Below are 15,965 nucleotides of genomic sequence, written 5' to 3' on the forward strand. Positions count from 1 at the left end.
ACGACGACAACGATATGAAGAGGGCCCCGATCGGGGCCCTCTTCATATCGTCAGGCCCGCATCAACAATGGCCTGCTTTTACTCCGCCCCGCTGGCCTGGAATCCGACCGGCGTTGACAGGACCTGTCCATACGACGAAGCTGGCCAAGGCGCATAGCGCGTACGCACGAATGACCCCTGCGACGCCAAAGGAAATTGGTCTCGATCTTCCAAAACAGGAACAATGGGGGATCGACCTGAACGGCTGGTCGCCCATGGCGAAGGCGTAGGCCGTTACCCCTACAAAACTGAGCGAGAGCAGCCAGACGACAAGCGTCGCCGCGGGACGCGTGATTGGATGCAGCAGGCCGAACGCGGCTGCCAGTTCGGTCGGCGGAAGCAAGGATGCCGTCAGTCGTGCCAATCGGCCGTTCATGCCGAGTGCTCGACAAAAGCGCGTCACCTCGCTGCCTACGAGGATTTTCGCCAACCCGGCGCTTCCGAACGCCAGAGCGAGCAAGAGCGTCGATAGCTCGATGGCCTTTTGGATCATTCCTTCAGGGCTCAGTGAAGGACAGGGGCTGGCTCGCACCCGTCGAGTAATGGATGGGCGCCCCACCCATTCTCCGGTCGATCGCGGCTGCCGTCCGTCAGTCCGATCTGAATCTCCCCGAGCTTTTCACACCACCGATCCCGAATCGTCATGCGTACGGGATCGGTCACCGCGATGACTGTCGGGGCTCCTGGCGCTTGGCGCTGAATCTCCGCCGCGTCTTGTCCAACGAGCTTCTGAAGATGCCGGACGGGATGAATTTCGTTCCAGGCATTCGGGTGACCGCCATCGTACACATGACGCCCCGAGATCACCAGACAATCACCAGCGTGGACGACACCCGACCCATCGCTCGAGACATCTGCCGGCGTTCCTTCGTGCTCAGCGATCCGCGAGATGACGATGGCAGCAGCGATCAACAGGAGCAGTAACAAGCAAGCAATCCAAAAGCCGGCAATGCAGCCAAGTAGGGCGGCCGTGATGAATGGCGACATTGCTTTGAGAACCGTGCAGGTCGTTGATGCCCGACTGGACTCAATTTCGCAGTGGAGCGCATTTCGATCGTCGGTATATGTGAGGCCAAGCGCGGTAACTCTTGGATCGTTGGCAAGCCAGTCGGTGCCTTGGAACTGGTCAGCGACCACCGCGCTCCGCGGGTCAGCGTCATTGTGCGGGGCCAAGGTGAGGTTGAAATTATAGTCGTCGTCGAAGAACGGCTCGCCTTCCCGGAAGATCTTCCACTTATCCGAGCTCTCGGGATCGGCCTGGACCCATCCGACCGCGCAGATATCGGGATGCAGACAGATCAGCCGATTGTTGATCCAGGCGTTACACATGCCATCAATGAAGCCGTAGACGAACCCGAGCGCGAGCGCCCCTACCGCCAGGGCCGCACCGAACGGTGCAGTGAGGGGATTGCTCAAGAGTCCCGCCCAGACAGGCGACAGCAAGATCAGGAGGCCCATAGCGCCTGAAAAACCCCCGACCAGGCCGCCGACAGCGACGGGGCCAACGGGACCGGGAGTGTGGCCATCCCACTGGTTGGGCTCGACACATCCGGTTTCTTCCGTAGCGGCCATGGTCATCCCTCCCCGGTCAGCGTGACCCCGCCGACGAGGCGTCCGTCGGCGAAGGCGTTGACGTTGATCGTCTTGCGTGGATGCGGCAGTCCATCCGGCGGTACCAGCTTGACCGTCACGGAGATTTCCTCCTCGGGATCGAGCTCGACCACAGACGGCAGGATAACGACCGACCAACCGTCAGAAATTGGAAATTTGTCGCGGCCTTGTCTCTCGGCAAGGAGGGCGAGGGCTTCGCGTCGCTGCGTGGCATAGGACCGTTTCGGCCGCCTGCCGCGCTGAAGATCCGGCTCGACTGTCTTGCAGGGATCGAGGGGAGCGATGACGTAATCGTCAGCTAGCATTTCGAAACGCCTGCGCCATGTTGCGTCGTTTCGGAGCCGAAAGCTAAAAAGAGCGGGAGACTGGAAGTGACTCACAGTCAGATTCTTCTGGCCCAGGTTGTTCCCGGGATTGAGATCGTCTTCCCAGAGCAGTTCAGCCTGCAAGCAGTAATGGCCGTCTTCGGTCGGAGCATCCCATTCGATTTCCGCGAAGGCCGGACAGCTTGGCGTGCCTTTGGCCCCAAGGTCGGTTTTCGAAATTCCAATTTCGTTGCTTTTTGTCGCCACACCGAAAGAAAGGTAGCTGAACCGCACACGCAAACCCACGGCAGCACCATCGAACGACCCATTCCAGCAGCGCGCCACGATCCGGTAGTGCCCACCGGCGACGACGTCCATGGCCGCGACTTCCTTGTCGTTGCGGTATAGCTTTATGTCGGGGTTGTCCCAAGTAACGGCGATCCCGTTCGCCAAGAGCTCATACTGATCGTAGATCATGGGATCGGGACGTTTGTAGACGTCCGCCGGGATGGTCATGCAGGGTTGCGCGGGCGGGGCGGACGCGCGGCCCCGACACACTCGCTTCCAGATTTCGATGAAAGCGATGATCCACCCGAACAGGGCACCCAGAGCCAACTTAAGAAGCTTTCTTAGCAGCTCTCTCAGCTTCGCCGACAAAGAGTTCATTGCCGCTCCTTTATTGCCGAATGCGCTTATTATAGAAAAACCGGACTTCGGACCAGCGCGAAAACTCGTTGCGGCAGCATTCAGCACGACCGCGTTTCCCTCAACTCATGTGGCAGCTCCGCGGGATTGGTGCGCACGGCGAAGATTAGTCGTAAAGCGCTAGTATCCCGTCTGAATTGAGCGATGGGAGGTGTAGAGCATCGGGGCTCCTTTAACTGGAGGAGCCTTTCGATGAACGACTTCGTAACCGTGATTGCCGCCAGCCCGGTTAGCCTGCGGCTAATCGATGACATAACTATGTGCCGGCTTCACGAAGACGGAGCGCGACTAAATCCGCAACGTCGGGCGGTTCGCGACGTGACTGCGACGGTCGCCGCATACCGCGACGGCGGAGGATACCGGAACCGCAAGCTCGCCGCGGCGAACCTTTCGGAATTGATGGATGAACTACAGATCAGGGCGATCTGCTCCGACGCTCATCCGACGCTCAACTTTATTCAGACTGCCAATGAGGTCGAGGCGTTGCGGTCCTCCAGATTGCTTTAAAAACTTCGGACATCAAGACCCGTCATCCGAGGAAATATAACAACAGCGGAGGCCGACGCGCCGCCGGGCATTAATCCCCGCTGCGGGGGCGATCCCAACCGGCAGGCCAGTTGGGCGGGATCAGGTCACGGTCGCTACGATCGCCGACGGTCTCGTTCCCTCGTGAACGCCCGATCGGTGGCCATGAACCGTTCCAGCATCGGCGCGACGAGCTTATCCGGCGCAACCGGCGCTTGCCCGGTCTGCGCGCCGAGAGCGGCGGCATAGCGGACGAGATCGCGGTGGACCGGCCCCGGCAGCTCCACCGTGAGACGTACCGGCTTGTCTTCGACCAGAGGTCCGAGTTTCAGCGCGACCATCAGCCACCTCCCTGTTCGACGGGTGCCAGGACCAGGTCGCGCGTGACGATAACACGCAACGGATAGCCCGGACGGATGGTGAGTGTGGGCTGGACGTTCAATTGGCGCCTGACGATCTGCTGGCCGGCCTGATTGATCGTGTCCGACGTGCCCTGACGGATGGCGCGGGCAAGATCGTCATTGCCGTTCGAGCCGGCCTGGGAGCCGATCCCAAGCGCGGTCGAGAGCAGTGCCGCTTTCGCGATCCCGCCCCAGTGATAGTTGGTCCCGTCCTGCAATCCCGCAAATCCCGACGCGTCGGCGCCGGGCAGGCGATCGAGGGCGAGCGAGCGTCCATCCGGCAGGATCAGCCGATCCCAGGCGAGCAGCACACGGTTCTGGCCGAACGAAACCTTCGAATCATACTCGCCGACAAGCTTTGAGCCCTGAGGGATCAGGAGAATCCTGCCGGTCGGGCTGTCATAGACGTTCTGGGTGACCTGAGCGGTGATCTGCCCGGGGAGGTCGGAGCGGATGCCGGTAATCAGCGCTGCGGCGATGACGCTGCCGGCCTGGAGAATGTTGGGCGACGCTGGTCCCTCGAGCCGGTTTGCACTCGCTGCGGGGCGATCAGTCCCCGCTTTCATGAACGCGCGCTTCGCCGCCTGGCCGTTTTGGGCGGTGTCTTCGGCCTGCGGCGAAGCGGCCGTCGGGGCTCCGCCGGCACCCGGCCCGTCATTGCCTCTGGCGCCATCCAGGTCCGGCGGTGACGTCAGCCTGCCAGATCCTGCGCTACTCGCTACCGCGGTCCCGAGGAACAATTTGCTCGTGCGCGCGGCGTCGTGCTCCTGCCGGATCCGCTGGCGGGCCGCCTGAGCGGCGTTCGCCGCAGGGCTCGTCGCCTGGCTGGCCGTTGGCGTCCCGGCTCCCGGACCAATGGGTGGTGCCGGCACATCGGCACCGCGCTGCTGCGCCGAGACGATCGGACGGCCAAGGTCTCCCGGCAATGGCGGCCCCAGCTTGGGCACCTGGCCATAATCCTTCGGCGCACTCGTCACGCTGTCAGCGGTCGAGCGGCTATCGGTGTTGTAGAGTTCCTCCGCCGCCTGGCGATGCGCCGGCTGCAACGCATAGAAGAGCGATCCGCCGATGCCGGCGCTGGCGAGCAAGGCCAGCACCACCAGCGCCTTGCGAGACAGCCGCATCACCCGAGGCGGATCGCCGCGGAGCCGGAGATCGGGAACCGCCACCGCGGATTCCGTTGGCTCACTCATCGCCGCCCCTTTCCGGCACGGTGTCCGTCGCTCCGAACAATGCGCACTTTGGTCTCGCTCTTCTTCGTGCCCATCCGAAGTTCGGCGGCGGCGAACAGCCGGTCGACCACCATGTAGCGGTCGCGGACCCGGTAATTGACGAGTTCGCCCTGGCCGGCCTCGCCGACAACGAACAAAGGCGGCATCTCGCCCTGCGCGACGCCTGCGGCAAATTCGATGAACACCTGATGCCCGTCATCGAACGCGCGGAGCGGCCGCCAGGGCGGATTGTCGCCCTGCACTTCGTACCGGAAGTTGAGTGACGCAAGATCGACGCCCGCCGCGACCGGCGCCGCATTCGCCACGGCGGCATTCGCGCCGCGCAGCGCGATCAGCTGGTCCTGCGGATAGGTCCAGGAGATTGAGGCCATATAGGTTGCAGGCGTTGCCCTGAGTTCGAGATGATAGGTCCGCCTGTCGGTGTTGATCACCAGGTTGGTGGCGAGGTCGGCCCGGGTCGGCTTGACCAGGATATGAACGCGGCTGCCTGAGCCGCTGCCGCTCACCGTGTCGCCGATGATCCACCGGGCGGTGTCGCCCGCCGCCACCGGGCCGGTGCCGACGAGTTGCTCACCTTCCTGCAGCGCGATGTCGGTCACCTGGCCCGGCGCGGCATAGAGCTGGTAGAGCGCGCCGTCGCTCCAGGGATATTGCTGGATCGCATTCAGGAACCCGTCCCTGGCCGGCTGAATGCGCGCCGCCTCATTGGCAGCGCCGATGCGCGATCTCGGGTCGCTCCGGTCGGATCGAGGCGCGGTGTCCGTCAGGGGTTTCAGTTGCCCCGGAAGCGGGAGAGGCGTCGGAATGGCCACGACCTCGACCGGTGCGGCCGACGGCGATGCCTGCACCGCCGGCACCGCATCATCGAAGCTGATGGCGGGCGGTTTTGCCGATGCGGTTGCGCATCCGGCAAGCGTCGCTGACATCAGCAGCACCGGAATGGCGGATTTACGGAAATGCGGCGCGGTCATTGGCTCAGCTCCTTCGACCAGTTGATAGCGTTGACGAAGAGGCCCAGCGGGTTCTTCCGAAGTGCGTCCGGCGTGCGCGGCGGCTGCACGACGATGGTCAGGATCGCGGACCAGCGCTCGGTCCCGGCGAGGCTGCCATCCTGATAGTGGCGCTCGGTCCACGCCACGCGAAAGCTGTCGGACGAGGCCCGGATGACGCTCGATACATCGACCGCAACCTGGACCTTGCCAATCTGGGCGAATGGATCGTTGGTGCGGGCATAGTCATTGAGCGCCAGCGCGCCCTTGTCGGTGGTGAAGTCGTAAGCCTTCAGCCAGTTCTCCCGCACGACGATCGGATCTGCGGTAATGCTCCGGACCTCCTCGATGAAGCGGGCGAGATGGAACGCGACCTGGGGATCTGTCGGCCGGTATTCGGCCGTGGCGGGAGACACGGCCTGCGCCTCGCCCAGCTTGTTCACCTCGACGACCCAGGGAACGATCGTCCCGCGGGCACCCTGCCAGACGAGACCGCCCGCAAGACCGCCCGACAGCATCAGCGTCCCGAAAAAGGCGAGCCGCCAGTTCTTTGCCTGCACGCGTGCCGAACCGATCCGGTCGTCCCAGGCCTGGGCGGCGCGCTGATAGGGCGTCTCCGGCTCAGGCGCCTTGCCGTATCGGATATTTGGGCGTCGAAACATGGAATCAGTCCTTCTCGCTGACATCGACCGAGGAGCCGGCGCCCCCGCCATCGCCGGAGCGCAGTGTGTGCGCGGCGACGGTCGCTGCATGGGTCATCGCCTGGCGGCGCTTCATGGCGGCGGCCCAGGCAGGCTGGCCACCCTTTCCGGAAGCATCCCCGCCGGGTGAGCCGGTGGCCGCAGTCGGGCTCGGTTTCATGGCTGCCGCGGCGCGACGCAGCGGCGACATGGCCGCGCCGGCCGCGGCCTTGCCGACACCACCAAGACCACCGGCAACACTGGCCGCGCCGGTCTTCCCCGCCGAACCGAGACTGTAAGCATTGGCGGCACCACTGGCGGCGCGCGTACCGGCGGCGGCAATGCCGCTGACTGCACCGCCAGCTGCGCCCGCGACCATCCCGGCGGCCGCGACACCGCCGGCGACGACGCCACCGGCGGCCAGCGCCGTACCGGCAGCGGCGCCTGCGCCGAGCTGTGGACCGCCCGAGACGATGCCGTTGGCGATGCCAGGCCCGAAAATGCCGAGGCCGAGCAAGGTCAGCGAGGCGAGCACGATGGTCATCGCGTCCTCGATCGTCGGTTGAGCGGTACCGATCGCAGAGGTGAACTGGTCGAACAGCGTCGAGCCGATGCCGATGATCACAGCAAGCACCAGCACCTTGATGCCCGAGGAGACGACATTGCCGAGCACGCGCTCGGCCATGAACGCGGTCTTGCCGAACAGGCCGAACGGAATGAGCACGAACCCACAGAGCGTCGCCAGCTTGAACTCGATCAGGGTGATGAAGAGCTGTATCGCCAACACGAAAAAGGCGAGCAGCACCACCACCCAGGCGAACAGCAGCACGACGATCTGGATGAAGTTCTCGAAGAAGCTGACATAGCCCATCAGCCCGGAGATCGACTCAAGGATGGGCCGGCCGGCATCGAGCCCGACCTGCGCGACCCGCCCCGGCTGCAGCAGTTCGGCAGCGGTGAAGCTGGTGCCGCTCGCCTTCAGGCCGAGCCCGGCAAAGCTGTTGAAGACGATCTTCGCCAGACCGTTCCAGTTGCCGATGATATAGGCAAAGATGCCGACGAACAGCGTCTTCCTGATGAGCCGGGCGATGATGTCGTCGCCCTCGCCCATCGTCCAGAACAGGGCCGCCAGCGTCACGTCGATGACAATCAGCGTTGTCGCGATGAACGCGACCTCGCCGTGGAGCAGCCCGAACCCGGAATCGATATAGCTGGTGAAAACCTCGAGGAAGCGGTCGATGACGCCGGTGCCGCCCATCTCAGTTCGCCTCGCCGGGAGCGTCGCGCGCAGTCTGGTCCCGCACACCGATGCCCGCTTCATTGCTTGCCGAGCCGTTCACGACCGGCGCGGTAGGAAGAACCGCGGCCGGCCGCGCACCGGGCGCGAGGAAGCGCCGGCGGTTTTCCGCCCAGGCGCGCAGACAGTCACGATCGGTCGCCCCGGCCGCGCCGATCGACTGGCAGCGGACCAGCTCCGGCCAGAGCGTGTTAGTGCCGGCGGCAAGTGGCGCACCAGCCCGGTCAGGCTCGACCGGCCCCGGCGACATCCGGAGCTGAAGCGCGCTAACGGTCAGGGCGAGTGCGACGAACGCGACCGCGCCGATGCGAACGACTGTCTTGGTCTGCATGACTGGACCTCAGTTGTGGAACATCGACACCGAGCCCGGCTGATAACCGGTGCCGGGCGTCAGGAAGCGGCGAAGCTGTTCGCGCGCCTGGTCCTGCGCCGCCGCGCGCCCGGCGGCATCGAGCGCCTGCGCCCTGCCCTGGGCCGCCATCAATGCGGTCAGATCGGCAAGCTGCTGGGACTGGAGTGCGAGCAGCTGGTTCCCGGCCTGGGCCGCCTGCAGCGCACCGGAAGCCGACTGGCTCGACGTCACCAGCGAGTTCATCGTAGTCCGGGCACCATCGATATTGCCGACGACGCCGGCCTGGACCTTCAACGCATCCTCGAACGCACCAACCGAAGTCTGCCAGCGATCCTTGGCGCCATCGACCAGTGCCTGGTCCGAGGACGATATGCTTGCGCCCTGATATTTGGTGCTGAACGCCTGGTCGATCGACTGTACATCATAGGCGATACGCTGGGCGCTGCTCAGCAGTTGCTGGGTGCGCTGCACCTGTGCCTGCAACTGCGCGACCGTCGAGAAGGGCATCGAGGCCAGGTTCTTCGCCTCGTTGATCAGCGAGGTCGCCTGGTTCTGGATCTGCTGGATCTGGTTGTTGATCTGCTCGAGCGAGCGCGCCGCGGTCAGCACGTTCTGGGCGTAATTGGTGGGATCGTAGACGATGCCGCCGAACTGCGCGCCCGCGGGAACGCTGGTGGCTGCCAACGCGATCGCCGCGGCGCCAGACATGACGATCCGACGAACGAAGAAGCTTTTCATGACGATATCTCCGTGGTGATGGTGGGCAAGAGATCGGCGGCCCAATCGAGGCCGCGCATGCGGAGCCAGTCTGCTGCGAATTGATCGGTGCCTTTGGCGTCGATCAGCTGAGCAAGGCGGAGCTGGTCAGCCTTTGAAGAGGCAGCGACATAGGCGAGAGCAATGTCGCCGAGCCCGAGCTCGAACAGGCGGTTGCCGCGTCGCGACTGGCAATAATAGTCGCGCTTCGGCGTCGCGCGGGCGAGAATCTCGATCTGGCGGCCGTTCAGTCCGAACCGCCGGTAGATGCTCAGTATCTGCGGCTCGACCGCACGCTCGTTCGGCAGGAAGATGCGGGTCGGACAGCTTTCGACGATCGCCGGCGCAATGGTCGAAGTCTCGATATCGGCCAGGCTCTGGGTCGCGAACACAACGCTCGCATTCTTCTTGCGCAGCGTCTTCAGCCATTCCCGCAGCTGCTGGGCGAACGCAGGACTGTCGAGCACCAGCCAGCCTTCATCGATGATGATCAGCGTCGGCGACCCGTCGAGCCGACCCTCGATGCGGTGAAACAGATAGGACAGGACCGCAGCCGCCGCCCCCGTGCCGACAAGACCCTCGGTTTCGAACGCCTGGACCTTGCCGTTGCCGATCCGCTCGGATTCCGCGTCGAGCAGCCGACCATAAGGTCCGCCGACACAATAAGGTGCCAGCGCCTGCTTCAACGCCTGCGCCTGGAGGAGGACGGCGAGGCCCGTCAGCGTGCGCTCCGCGACCGGCGCTGAAGCCAGCGATCCAAGCGCGGACCAGAGATGCTCCTTGGCCTGGGGATCAATCGTCACGCCTTCGGCCGTCAGAATCGCCGCCAGCCATTCGGCCGCCCAGTTGCGCTCGGCCGGATCATCGATCCTTGCGAGCGGCTGAAGAAGGACACCGCCCGGCGCATCATCATAAAGACTGTGGCCGAGATTCTGCCAGTCCCCGCCCATCGCGAGCGCCGCCGCGGTGATCGAGCCGCCAAAGTCGAAGGCGAACACCTGTGCCCCCTCGTACCGGCGGAACTGCATCGCCATCAGCCCGAGCAACACCGATTTGCCGGCGCCGGTCGGGCCGACGATCAGCGTGTGGCCGACATCCCCGACATGCAGCGAGAAACGAAACGGGGTCGAGCCTTCGGTTCGTGCAAGGAACAGCGGCGGCCCAGCCAGATGCTCGTCGCGCTCCGGTCCCGCCCAGACCGCCGAGAGCGGGATCATATGCGCGAGATTGAGCGTCGAGACCGGAGGCTGGCGGACATTGGCGTAGACATGGCCGGGCAGACTGCCGAGCCAAGCCTCGATCGCGTTCATGCCTTCCGCGATCACGGTAAAATCGCGGCCCTGGATGACCTTCTCGACCAGCCGCAGCTTCTCGGCCGCGAGCGCCGGATCCACGTCCCACACCGTGACCGTGGCGGTCACATAGGCCTGGCCGATCATGTCCGAGCCCAGTTCCTGCAGCGCCATGTCAGCATCGGCGGCCTTGTTCGACGCATCGCTGTCGAGCAGCGTCGAGGCCTCGTTGGTCATCACCTCCTTCAGGATCGCTGCGACCGACTTGCGCTTGGCGAACCATTGCCGCCTGATCCGCGTCAGGACCTTGGTCGCATCGGTCTTGTCCAGCATCACTGCGCGGGTCGACCAGCGATACGGAAAGGCGAGCCGGTTCAGTTCGTCGAGCAGCCCGGGGAAGGTGACCGTCGGAAAGCCGGTAATGGTCAGGGTCCGCAGATGATCGCGGCCAAGCCGCGGTTCGAGCCCGCCGGTCAATGGCTCGTCGGCCAGCAGCGCATCGAGGTGCATCGGTGTTTCGGGAACGCGAACCCGCTGGACTTTGGTCGAGATCGTACTGTGGAGATAGGTCAGTGTCTCGCCGTCATCGAGCCAGGCGACTTCGGGCACAAACCCTTCGACCAGCTGCAACACGCGACCGCTGCGGTCGACGAAGCTCGCCAGCACTTCCCTGGGATCAATGCCGGCTTGCGCCCGGCCTTCGAACAGCCAGCCTTCGGCGCGCGCCGCGTCCTCGGCCGGCGGCATCCATAGAAGCGTCAGGAAATAGCTGCTCTCGAAATGGGCGCCTTCCTCGGCGAATTGCTCGGCGCGCTCGCGATCGACCAGCGCGGAAGCCGGATCGGGAAAGCTGCTCGAAGGATAATGCTGAGCGGCATGGCGCTGCGCCTCGACGAAGATCGCCCAGCCCGACCCAAGCCGGCGCAGCGCATTGTTGAGGCGGCCGGTGGTCGCGACCAGTTCAGCCGGCGTCGCCGAATCCAGGTCCGGTCCGCGAAAGCGCGCGGTACGCTGAAAGCTGCCATCCTTGTTGAGGACCACGCCCTCGGCGACCAACGCCGCCCAGGGCAGGAAGTCGGCGAGGTTTGCCGAGCTATTTCGATATTCGCGGAGCGACAACATCGACCGGGCCTCACGCGCGCAGGAAACTGGGGTAGCGGAGGTGCCGGCGGGCGACGTCGACGAACTGCGCGTCGCGCTTGGCCGCCCACACCGCCGCCATGTGACCGATCGCCCAGATGACGATCCCGGCGAGCCAGAGCCGAAGCCCGAGCCCGACCGCGCCGGCCAGCGTGCCGTTCGCGATAGCCACCGCACGCGGTGCTCCGCCGAGCAGGATCTGCTCGGTCAGCGCGCGGTGGACGGGAGCGTAAAAGCCCGCGATCGGCTCGCCGGTGTCCATCAGACCAGCGCCCCGCCGCCGAAGCTGAAGAAGCTCAGGAAGAAGGAGCTTGCCGCAAACGCGATCGACAGGCCGAACACGATCTGGATGAGGCGGCGACCACCGCCGGACGTGTCGCCGAACGCCAGAGTCAGGCCGGTGACAATGATGATGATCACCGCGACGATCTTGGCGACCGGCCCCTGGATCGATTCGAGGATCGATTGCAGCGGCGCTTCCCACGGCATGGATGATCCAGCGGCATAGGCCGGTCTCGTGATCGCCAGCGCGAAGAGTGAACAAGCTGCGAGCGCAGCCAGGCGCGGGCGCGTGGGGACGATAGAAAGCGTCATGCGATATCTCCATTGTTGGCGATCGGAAGTTGCGTGAGCCGATAATCACCATCGGGTCCGAGCCCCTCGACACGGGCAAGCTCGGACAGACGTCGCCCGTGTCCGTCGCGCACGAGGACAGCGATGAGGTTGATCGTCTCGGCGACAAGCGCGCGGGGCACGGTGACCACCGCTTCCTGGATGAGTTGCTCCATCCGCCGCAACGCTCCCATCGCCGTACCGGCATGGATAGTGCCAATGCCACCGGGGTGGCCGGTGCCCCAGGCCTTGAGCAGATCGAGTGCCTCGGCCCCACGGACCTCGCCGATGGGGATTCGGTCGGGCCGCAGGCGCAGGCTGGATCGTACGAGATCAGATAGCGTCGCCACGCCGTCCTTGGTGCGCATCGCGACGAGGTTCGGCGCCGCGCACTGCAGCTCGCGGGTATCCTCGATCAGGACGACGCGATCGGTGGTCTTCGCGACTTCGGCAAGCAGAGCGTTGGTGAGCGTCGTCTTGCCGGTGGACGTGCCGCCGGCGACCAGAATGTTCTGGCGGCTGAAGACACCGTGCTGGAGCGCCTCCGCCTGGAGGCGTGACATGATCCCGGCCTCGACATAGTCGTCGAGCGTGAAGATCGCGACAGCGGGCTTGCGAATCGCGAAGGCCGGCGCCGCAACGACGGGCGGCAGCAGACCCTCGAAACGCTCCCCCGTCTCGGGAAGCTCGGCAGACACGCGGGGGGATCTCGAATGAACCTCAACACCGACATGATGCGCGACCAGACGAACGATGCGCTCGCCATCGGCGGCGGAGAGAATCTGGCCCGTATCGGCAATACCCTCTGCAAGGCGATCGACCCACAGTCGGCCATCGGGGTTGAGCATCACCTCAACCACCGCCGGATCCTCGAGCCAGGTCGAGATGGACGGACCGAGCGCCGTACGCAGCATTCTGGCACCGCGCAGGCTAGCTTCGGATCTGATCGGATGAACGGTCAAGACGGTCCCCTGTCAGGGTGCCGGACGGAGGCGTCCGGCGAACGGGGACGATTAAGAGAGCCGCAAGGCTACGTTGCGCAACAAGGATTTCGCCGCATCGCAAGGCAGCGTAGAAAGACAGGAGAACGGCGGTTCCTATCGATCGGGAGCTGCACCCAACCGGCGATTTCGGTGGGGGGCGGAAGGATTGAGCGCGAGGTCGTGATCGTCTGGCCCAGGCTTGCCTGGGGTTCGGGCGTCAGGCGGGTCGCTTGCGGCTCCCCTGATCCGGCTTCTGTCAACGGCCAAGGTCGTGCCGTCGCGTGATCAGCGTTGCGGTCAGGTCGAGCGGCATGGCCAACCGGCAGCGAACCCAAGCCAGGGCTCGCTCAGCGCCATCGTCGTTCAGCCGACCTTACCGCTCATCTCCATGCAGAAAATGGCGAACGCCCTGGTCATCCCGAACCTCCACCGCCGTTGCGCCGCGCCTGTTCTTCTGGATCGGGAAATGTTCCTTTGCGTGGCGCTTGGCAGGGCTGAGGTCATCGAAGTTGGTGGTCGCGAGCACAGTCTCACCTTTCAACCAAACAACAGTGTAGGTCATGGCCCCCCTTCCTTTGCCTCGATATACAGGAAGCCGGCGGCCGATCGGAAACAGTCTTCATCGATCAGGCCCGCACCGAGGACCAGGAGCATCAGACCGACGCCAGATCGATGCGCCAGAAGCTGGTTGGGACGCTCTCGATACCAAAATCATTGTCGTTGACGAGCAACAGGGAGCGCGGCGACAGTAGCGCGATTCCTTCCAGATCTGCGTCCACTTGCCTGTGGTCGTCCGTCGTGAAGACCAACGTCTTCACGAGCTGCGGAATCCACCCTTCGACCTCACCCGATTCGCTCAGTTCCTCAAGCGTCGGCCGCGTTGTGATATTGAGATGAGCGCGATCGATCACGCACGCCGGATCGAGCACCACCGCATACAGCTTCGTTGTCGCCGAGCCACGTTCGAGCACCAGCAACCGGTTGCCGCCAATCGCCACGAGTTCACTGACCTTGATATCCTCCCGTTGCACCCGGCCAAGCTCGATATCGCGGCGGAAAGTGTCCGGCTCGTCAAGCGGATAGAGATACTCCGCGACGACAGTGCCCGTCGCGAGTTTCACGTTCCAGATGCGTACGTGCCGCCCGCGGCGGTGAGCATGCTCATCGGGATGGGCGAGCGGGCTCTGGAAGGCGAGATACAGCGACGTCTCGTCTTCCGACAAGGCGAGGCCCTCGAATCCACGGTTAAGCTGACGCCGGGCGGCGATTGCGGGAAGCGCCTCGACCACCGGGAAATCGACACCGCGGAACCAATGGCTGCAACCCTCGGGCACCCAGCGCACAAGCACGGTCCCATCGGCCGCGACATGCAGCAAGGAGGGACCATACTCGTCGGCAATCCAGAATGTCCCGTCGGCTGCGGCGGCAATGCCTTCGGTATCGGCTCCAGACGGATCCGGATGGATCGGCGCCCCGTCGAGATCGAAAGCCGGCTCGCTGAAACCGCCCGGGATGGGCGCGCCTGATAGCTGCCTCCCGCTTCGGTCCCGCAAGGGCATGGTGCGGACATGGACAACACGGTCAGCCTCGATCCGCAGTTCGGAAATCGCCGGTCCGATGTTCAGGCACGGCATCACCTTGGCGCCTTCGATCTCCGCATGGCGATCGAGATGCCGGATGCCATAATGGTCGATCGCGAACGGTATCTTCAGATTGGGGCCGCGGTCCCCGATCGCCCATATCCGATCCGCCGGCTCGCCCGCGCGGTGCGCGAGGCCAGATCCAAGTCCGCGCGTGACTATGAGGCTGCGCCTGGGCAGATCGATCGAACCGAGCTCTTCGTCTATATAGGCCAACCGCGTGACCCTGGCCGTCAAATACGGTTCATCGGTCATTTTGAGAATCGCCCTCGCACAAGCGCCATCGGGGTGATCACAGCCACTTCATCCGCTTGAAGCGGATAAAGAGGGCGGCGCAAATCATCGCGATCACGGCGAGCACGATGAAATAGCCGTACGTCGTCTTGAGTTCGGGCATATGTTCGAAATTCATCCCGTAGATGCCGGCGATTGCTGTCGGCACAGCGAGGATGGCGGCCCAGGCAGCAAGTTGGCGCGTGATGGCACCTGTCCGCTGCTGTTCGAGCAGGTTGCTGAATTCGAACACCGAGGTCAGCACCTCGCGCAGATCGTCGACCATCGTTTGCACGCGGCGGACATGGTCGAGCACGTCGTTGAAATAAGGTTTGGCCTCAGCGTCGATGCAGGGCAGTTCCATCCGCACGAACTTGCCCGCGACCTCACCCATCGGCACAAGCACACGCTGGAAGCGCATCAGTTCGCGGCGCAGCGAAAAGATGCGGTTGATCTCCTCACGCCCGAGGAAATTATCGACCGCACGGCGCTCCATCGCCAGCACCTCCTCCTCGATCGTCTCGACCATCGGCAGATAGCCATCGACGATGAAGTCGAGAATCGCGTGCAGCACATAGTCAACGCCGTGGACGAGCAGCGTCGGCGCGGCCTCCAGCTGTGAACGCAGTTCGGTATGCGCCCGTGCCGAACCGTGACGGACGCTGATGATGTGGCTGTGGCCGACGAAGATCGCGGTCTCGCCGTAGGCGATCTCGTCTTTTTCGAGGTGGGCGGTGCGCGCAATCACGAAAAGCTGGTCGCCATAGATATCGACCTTGGGAAGCTGGTCCGCTTTCAGCGCGTCTTCGACGGCGAGCGGATGCAGGCCATATGTCTCCTGCAGCGTGCGCAGCTCGCTCTCGAGGGGATCGGCGATCCCAACCCAGATGAATTCGGACTTGTCGTGCGCGCAATCGACTTTCTCGTCGATCGCGACCTCGCGGATGCGCTTGCCGTTGCGGTAGAGATAGGCGGCGACGACAGTCATAGGGTCTCCAAATTCTTCCTCGACGGGCCGACCTATCGGTTTGCGGCTAATCCAGGAACTACGCCGCGTCTATCGACGCGGGCCTGAGCGTCCGCGCGGACGGCGATTGGGATAGCGCCAGCACAGTCGCCAGACCAGCGCGCCC

General features: G+C 64.2%; 18 protein-coding genes. 1 reads left to right on the top strand and 17 read right to left on the bottom strand.

What is annotated here, in order from left to right:
• Positions 1–61: 61 nt before the first annotated feature.
• From ACP7C5_RS16400 to ACP7C5_RS16410, 3 genes are all read right to left on the bottom strand, one after another.
• Positions 62–532, bottom strand: a complete 471-nt coding sequence (locus ACP7C5_RS16400; RefSeq protein WP_426265052.1) for a MauE/DoxX family redox-associated membrane protein — start codon at positions 530–532, stop codon at positions 62–64.
• Positions 533–543: 11 nt separating this feature from the next.
• Positions 544–1,455, bottom strand: a complete 912-nt coding sequence (locus ACP7C5_RS16405; protein ID WP_426265053.1) for a hypothetical protein — start codon at positions 1,453–1,455, stop codon at positions 544–546.
• Between the two features lie 158 nt (positions 1,456–1,613).
• A complete protein-coding gene (locus ACP7C5_RS16410; RefSeq protein ID WP_426265054.1) occupies positions 1,614–2,708 on the bottom strand; it encodes a hypothetical protein in 1,095 nt (364 codons plus the stop codon).
• A gap of 144 nt (positions 2,709–2,852) precedes the next feature.
• Here ACP7C5_RS16410 and ACP7C5_RS16415 point away from each other — a divergent pair, with 144 nt between their 5' ends.
• A complete protein-coding gene (locus tag ACP7C5_RS16415; protein WP_426265055.1) occupies positions 2,853–3,167 on the top strand; it encodes a hypothetical protein in 315 nt (104 codons plus the stop codon).
• Positions 3,168–3,301: 134 nt separating this feature from the next.
• Here ACP7C5_RS16415 and ACP7C5_RS16420 read toward each other — a convergent pair whose 3' ends face one another.
• From ACP7C5_RS16420 to corA, 14 genes are all read right to left on the bottom strand, one after another.
• Positions 3,302–3,526 (bottom strand): DUF2274 domain-containing protein, encoded by a 225-nt coding sequence (locus ACP7C5_RS16420; RefSeq protein ID WP_426265056.1) that lies wholly within the window; start codon positions 3,524–3,526, stop codon positions 3,302–3,304.
• Positions 3,526–4,779, bottom strand: coding sequence for a TrbI/VirB10 family protein (locus ACP7C5_RS16425; protein ID WP_426265057.1), 1,254 nt, complete (start codon positions 4,777–4,779; stop codon positions 3,526–3,528). The genes ACP7C5_RS16420 and ACP7C5_RS16425 overlap by 1 nt, the downstream gene beginning before the upstream one ends.
• On the bottom strand, positions 4,776–5,789 hold the full coding sequence (gene trbG, locus ACP7C5_RS16430) for a P-type conjugative transfer protein TrbG (protein WP_426265058.1): 1,014 nt from the start codon (positions 5,787–5,789) through the stop codon (positions 4,776–4,778). The genes ACP7C5_RS16425 and trbG overlap by 4 nt, the downstream gene beginning before the upstream one ends.
• On the bottom strand, positions 5,786–6,469 hold the full coding sequence (trbF, locus tag ACP7C5_RS16435) for a conjugal transfer protein TrbF (protein ID WP_426265059.1): 684 nt from the start codon (positions 6,467–6,469) through the stop codon (positions 5,786–5,788). Before trbF ends, trbG begins: the two co-directional genes overlap by 4 nt.
• 4 nt (positions 6,470–6,473) lie before the next feature.
• Complete coding sequence (gene trbL / locus ACP7C5_RS16440; protein ID WP_426265060.1) at positions 6,474–7,745, bottom strand: P-type conjugative transfer protein TrbL; 1,272 nt, start codon at positions 7,743–7,745, stop codon at positions 6,474–6,476.
• A gap of 1 nt (position 7,746) precedes the next feature.
• Positions 7,747–8,115, bottom strand: coding sequence for a putative entry exclusion protein TrbK-alt (trbK-alt, locus tag ACP7C5_RS16445; protein ID WP_426265061.1), 369 nt, complete (start codon positions 8,113–8,115; stop codon positions 7,747–7,749).
• 9 nt (positions 8,116–8,124) lie between these two features.
• Positions 8,125–8,874 (bottom strand): P-type conjugative transfer protein TrbJ, encoded by a 750-nt coding sequence (gene trbJ / locus ACP7C5_RS16450; RefSeq protein ID WP_426265062.1) that lies wholly within the window; start codon positions 8,872–8,874, stop codon positions 8,125–8,127.
• Positions 8,871–11,306: a conjugal transfer protein TrbE gene (trbE, locus tag ACP7C5_RS16455; protein ID WP_426265063.1), complete on the bottom strand. Its 2,436-nt coding sequence runs from the start codon at positions 11,304–11,306 to the stop codon at positions 8,871–8,873. The genes trbJ and trbE overlap by 4 nt, the downstream gene beginning before the upstream one ends.
• Before the next feature lie 10 nt (positions 11,307–11,316).
• Positions 11,317–11,586, bottom strand: coding sequence for a VirB3 family type IV secretion system protein (locus tag ACP7C5_RS16460; RefSeq protein ID WP_426265064.1), 270 nt, complete (start codon positions 11,584–11,586; stop codon positions 11,317–11,319).
• Positions 11,586–11,918, bottom strand: coding sequence for a TrbC/VirB2 family protein (locus ACP7C5_RS16465; protein WP_426265065.1), 333 nt, complete (start codon positions 11,916–11,918; stop codon positions 11,586–11,588). Before ACP7C5_RS16465 ends, ACP7C5_RS16460 begins: the two co-directional genes overlap by 1 nt.
• Complete coding sequence (gene trbB / locus ACP7C5_RS16470) at positions 11,915–12,898, bottom strand: P-type conjugative transfer ATPase TrbB (protein WP_426265066.1); 984 nt, start codon at positions 12,896–12,898, stop codon at positions 11,915–11,917. The genes ACP7C5_RS16465 and trbB overlap by 4 nt, the downstream gene beginning before the upstream one ends.
• Positions 12,899–13,292: 394 nt before the next feature.
• The gene (locus ACP7C5_RS16475) at positions 13,293–13,481 is read right to left on the bottom strand and encodes a hypothetical protein (protein ID WP_426265067.1); all 189 of its coding nucleotides are present in this window, start codon (positions 13,479–13,481) and stop codon (positions 13,293–13,295) included.
• 91 nt (positions 13,482–13,572) lie between these two features.
• Positions 13,573–14,814 (bottom strand): esterase-like activity of phytase family protein, encoded by a 1,242-nt coding sequence (locus ACP7C5_RS16480; RefSeq protein ID WP_426265068.1) that lies wholly within the window; start codon positions 14,812–14,814, stop codon positions 13,573–13,575.
• 37 nt (positions 14,815–14,851) lie between these two features.
• A complete protein-coding gene (corA, locus tag ACP7C5_RS16485; RefSeq protein ID WP_426265069.1) occupies positions 14,852–15,820 on the bottom strand; it encodes a magnesium/cobalt transporter CorA in 969 nt (322 codons plus the stop codon).
• Positions 15,821–15,965 lie beyond the last annotated feature (145 nt).

The organism is Sphingomonas sp. PWP1-2 (assembly GCF_049898305.1).
In the GTDB taxonomy this organism is placed as follows: domain Bacteria; phylum Pseudomonadota; class Alphaproteobacteria; order Sphingomonadales; family Sphingomonadaceae; genus Sphingomonas; species Sphingomonas glacialis.

Coding starts and splice junctions, on each gene's coding strand:
- trbG (WP_426265058.1), bottom strand. CDS start 5,789: ATGACCGCGCCGCATTTCCGTAAATCCGCCATTCCGGTGCTGCTGATG.
- ACP7C5_RS16465 (WP_426265065.1), bottom strand. CDS start 11,918: ATGACGCTTTCTATCGTCCCCACGCGCCCGCGCCTGGCTGCGCTCGCA.
- trbL (WP_426265060.1), bottom strand. CDS start 7,745: ATGGGCGGCACCGGCGTCATCGACCGCTTCCTCGAGGTTTTCACCAGC.
- ACP7C5_RS16425 (WP_426265057.1), bottom strand. CDS start 4,779: ATGAGTGAGCCAACGGAATCCGCGGTGGCGGTTCCCGATCTCCGGCTC.
- trbE (WP_426265063.1), bottom strand. CDS start 11,306: ATGTTGTCGCTCCGCGAATATCGAAATAGCTCGGCAAACCTCGCCGAC.
- ACP7C5_RS16480 (WP_426265068.1), bottom strand. CDS start 14,814: ATGACCGATGAACCGTATTTGACGGCCAGGGTCACGCGGTTGGCCTAT.
- trbF (WP_426265059.1), bottom strand. CDS start 6,469: ATGTTTCGACGCCCAAATATCCGATACGGCAAGGCGCCTGAGCCGGAG.
- corA (WP_426265069.1), bottom strand. CDS start 15,820: ATGACTGTCGTCGCCGCCTATCTCTACCGCAACGGCAAGCGCATCCGC.
- ACP7C5_RS16475 (WP_426265067.1), bottom strand. CDS start 13,481: ATGACCTACACTGTTGTTTGGTTGAAAGGTGAGACTGTGCTCGCGACC.
- ACP7C5_RS16420 (WP_426265056.1), bottom strand. CDS start 3,526: ATGGTCGCGCTGAAACTCGGACCTCTGGTCGAAGACAAGCCGGTACGT.
- trbJ (WP_426265062.1), bottom strand. CDS start 8,874: ATGAAAAGCTTCTTCGTTCGTCGGATCGTCATGTCTGGCGCCGCGGCG.
- trbK-alt (WP_426265061.1), bottom strand. CDS start 8,115: ATGCAGACCAAGACAGTCGTTCGCATCGGCGCGGTCGCGTTCGTCGCA.
- ACP7C5_RS16415 (WP_426265055.1), top strand. CDS start 2,853: ATGAACGACTTCGTAACCGTGATTGCCGCCAGCCCGGTTAGCCTGCGG.
- ACP7C5_RS16400 (WP_426265052.1), bottom strand. CDS start 532: ATGATCCAAAAGGCCATCGAGCTATCGACGCTCTTGCTCGCTCTGGCG.
- ACP7C5_RS16460 (WP_426265064.1), bottom strand. CDS start 11,586: ATGGACACCGGCGAGCCGATCGCGGGCTTTTACGCTCCCGTCCACCGC.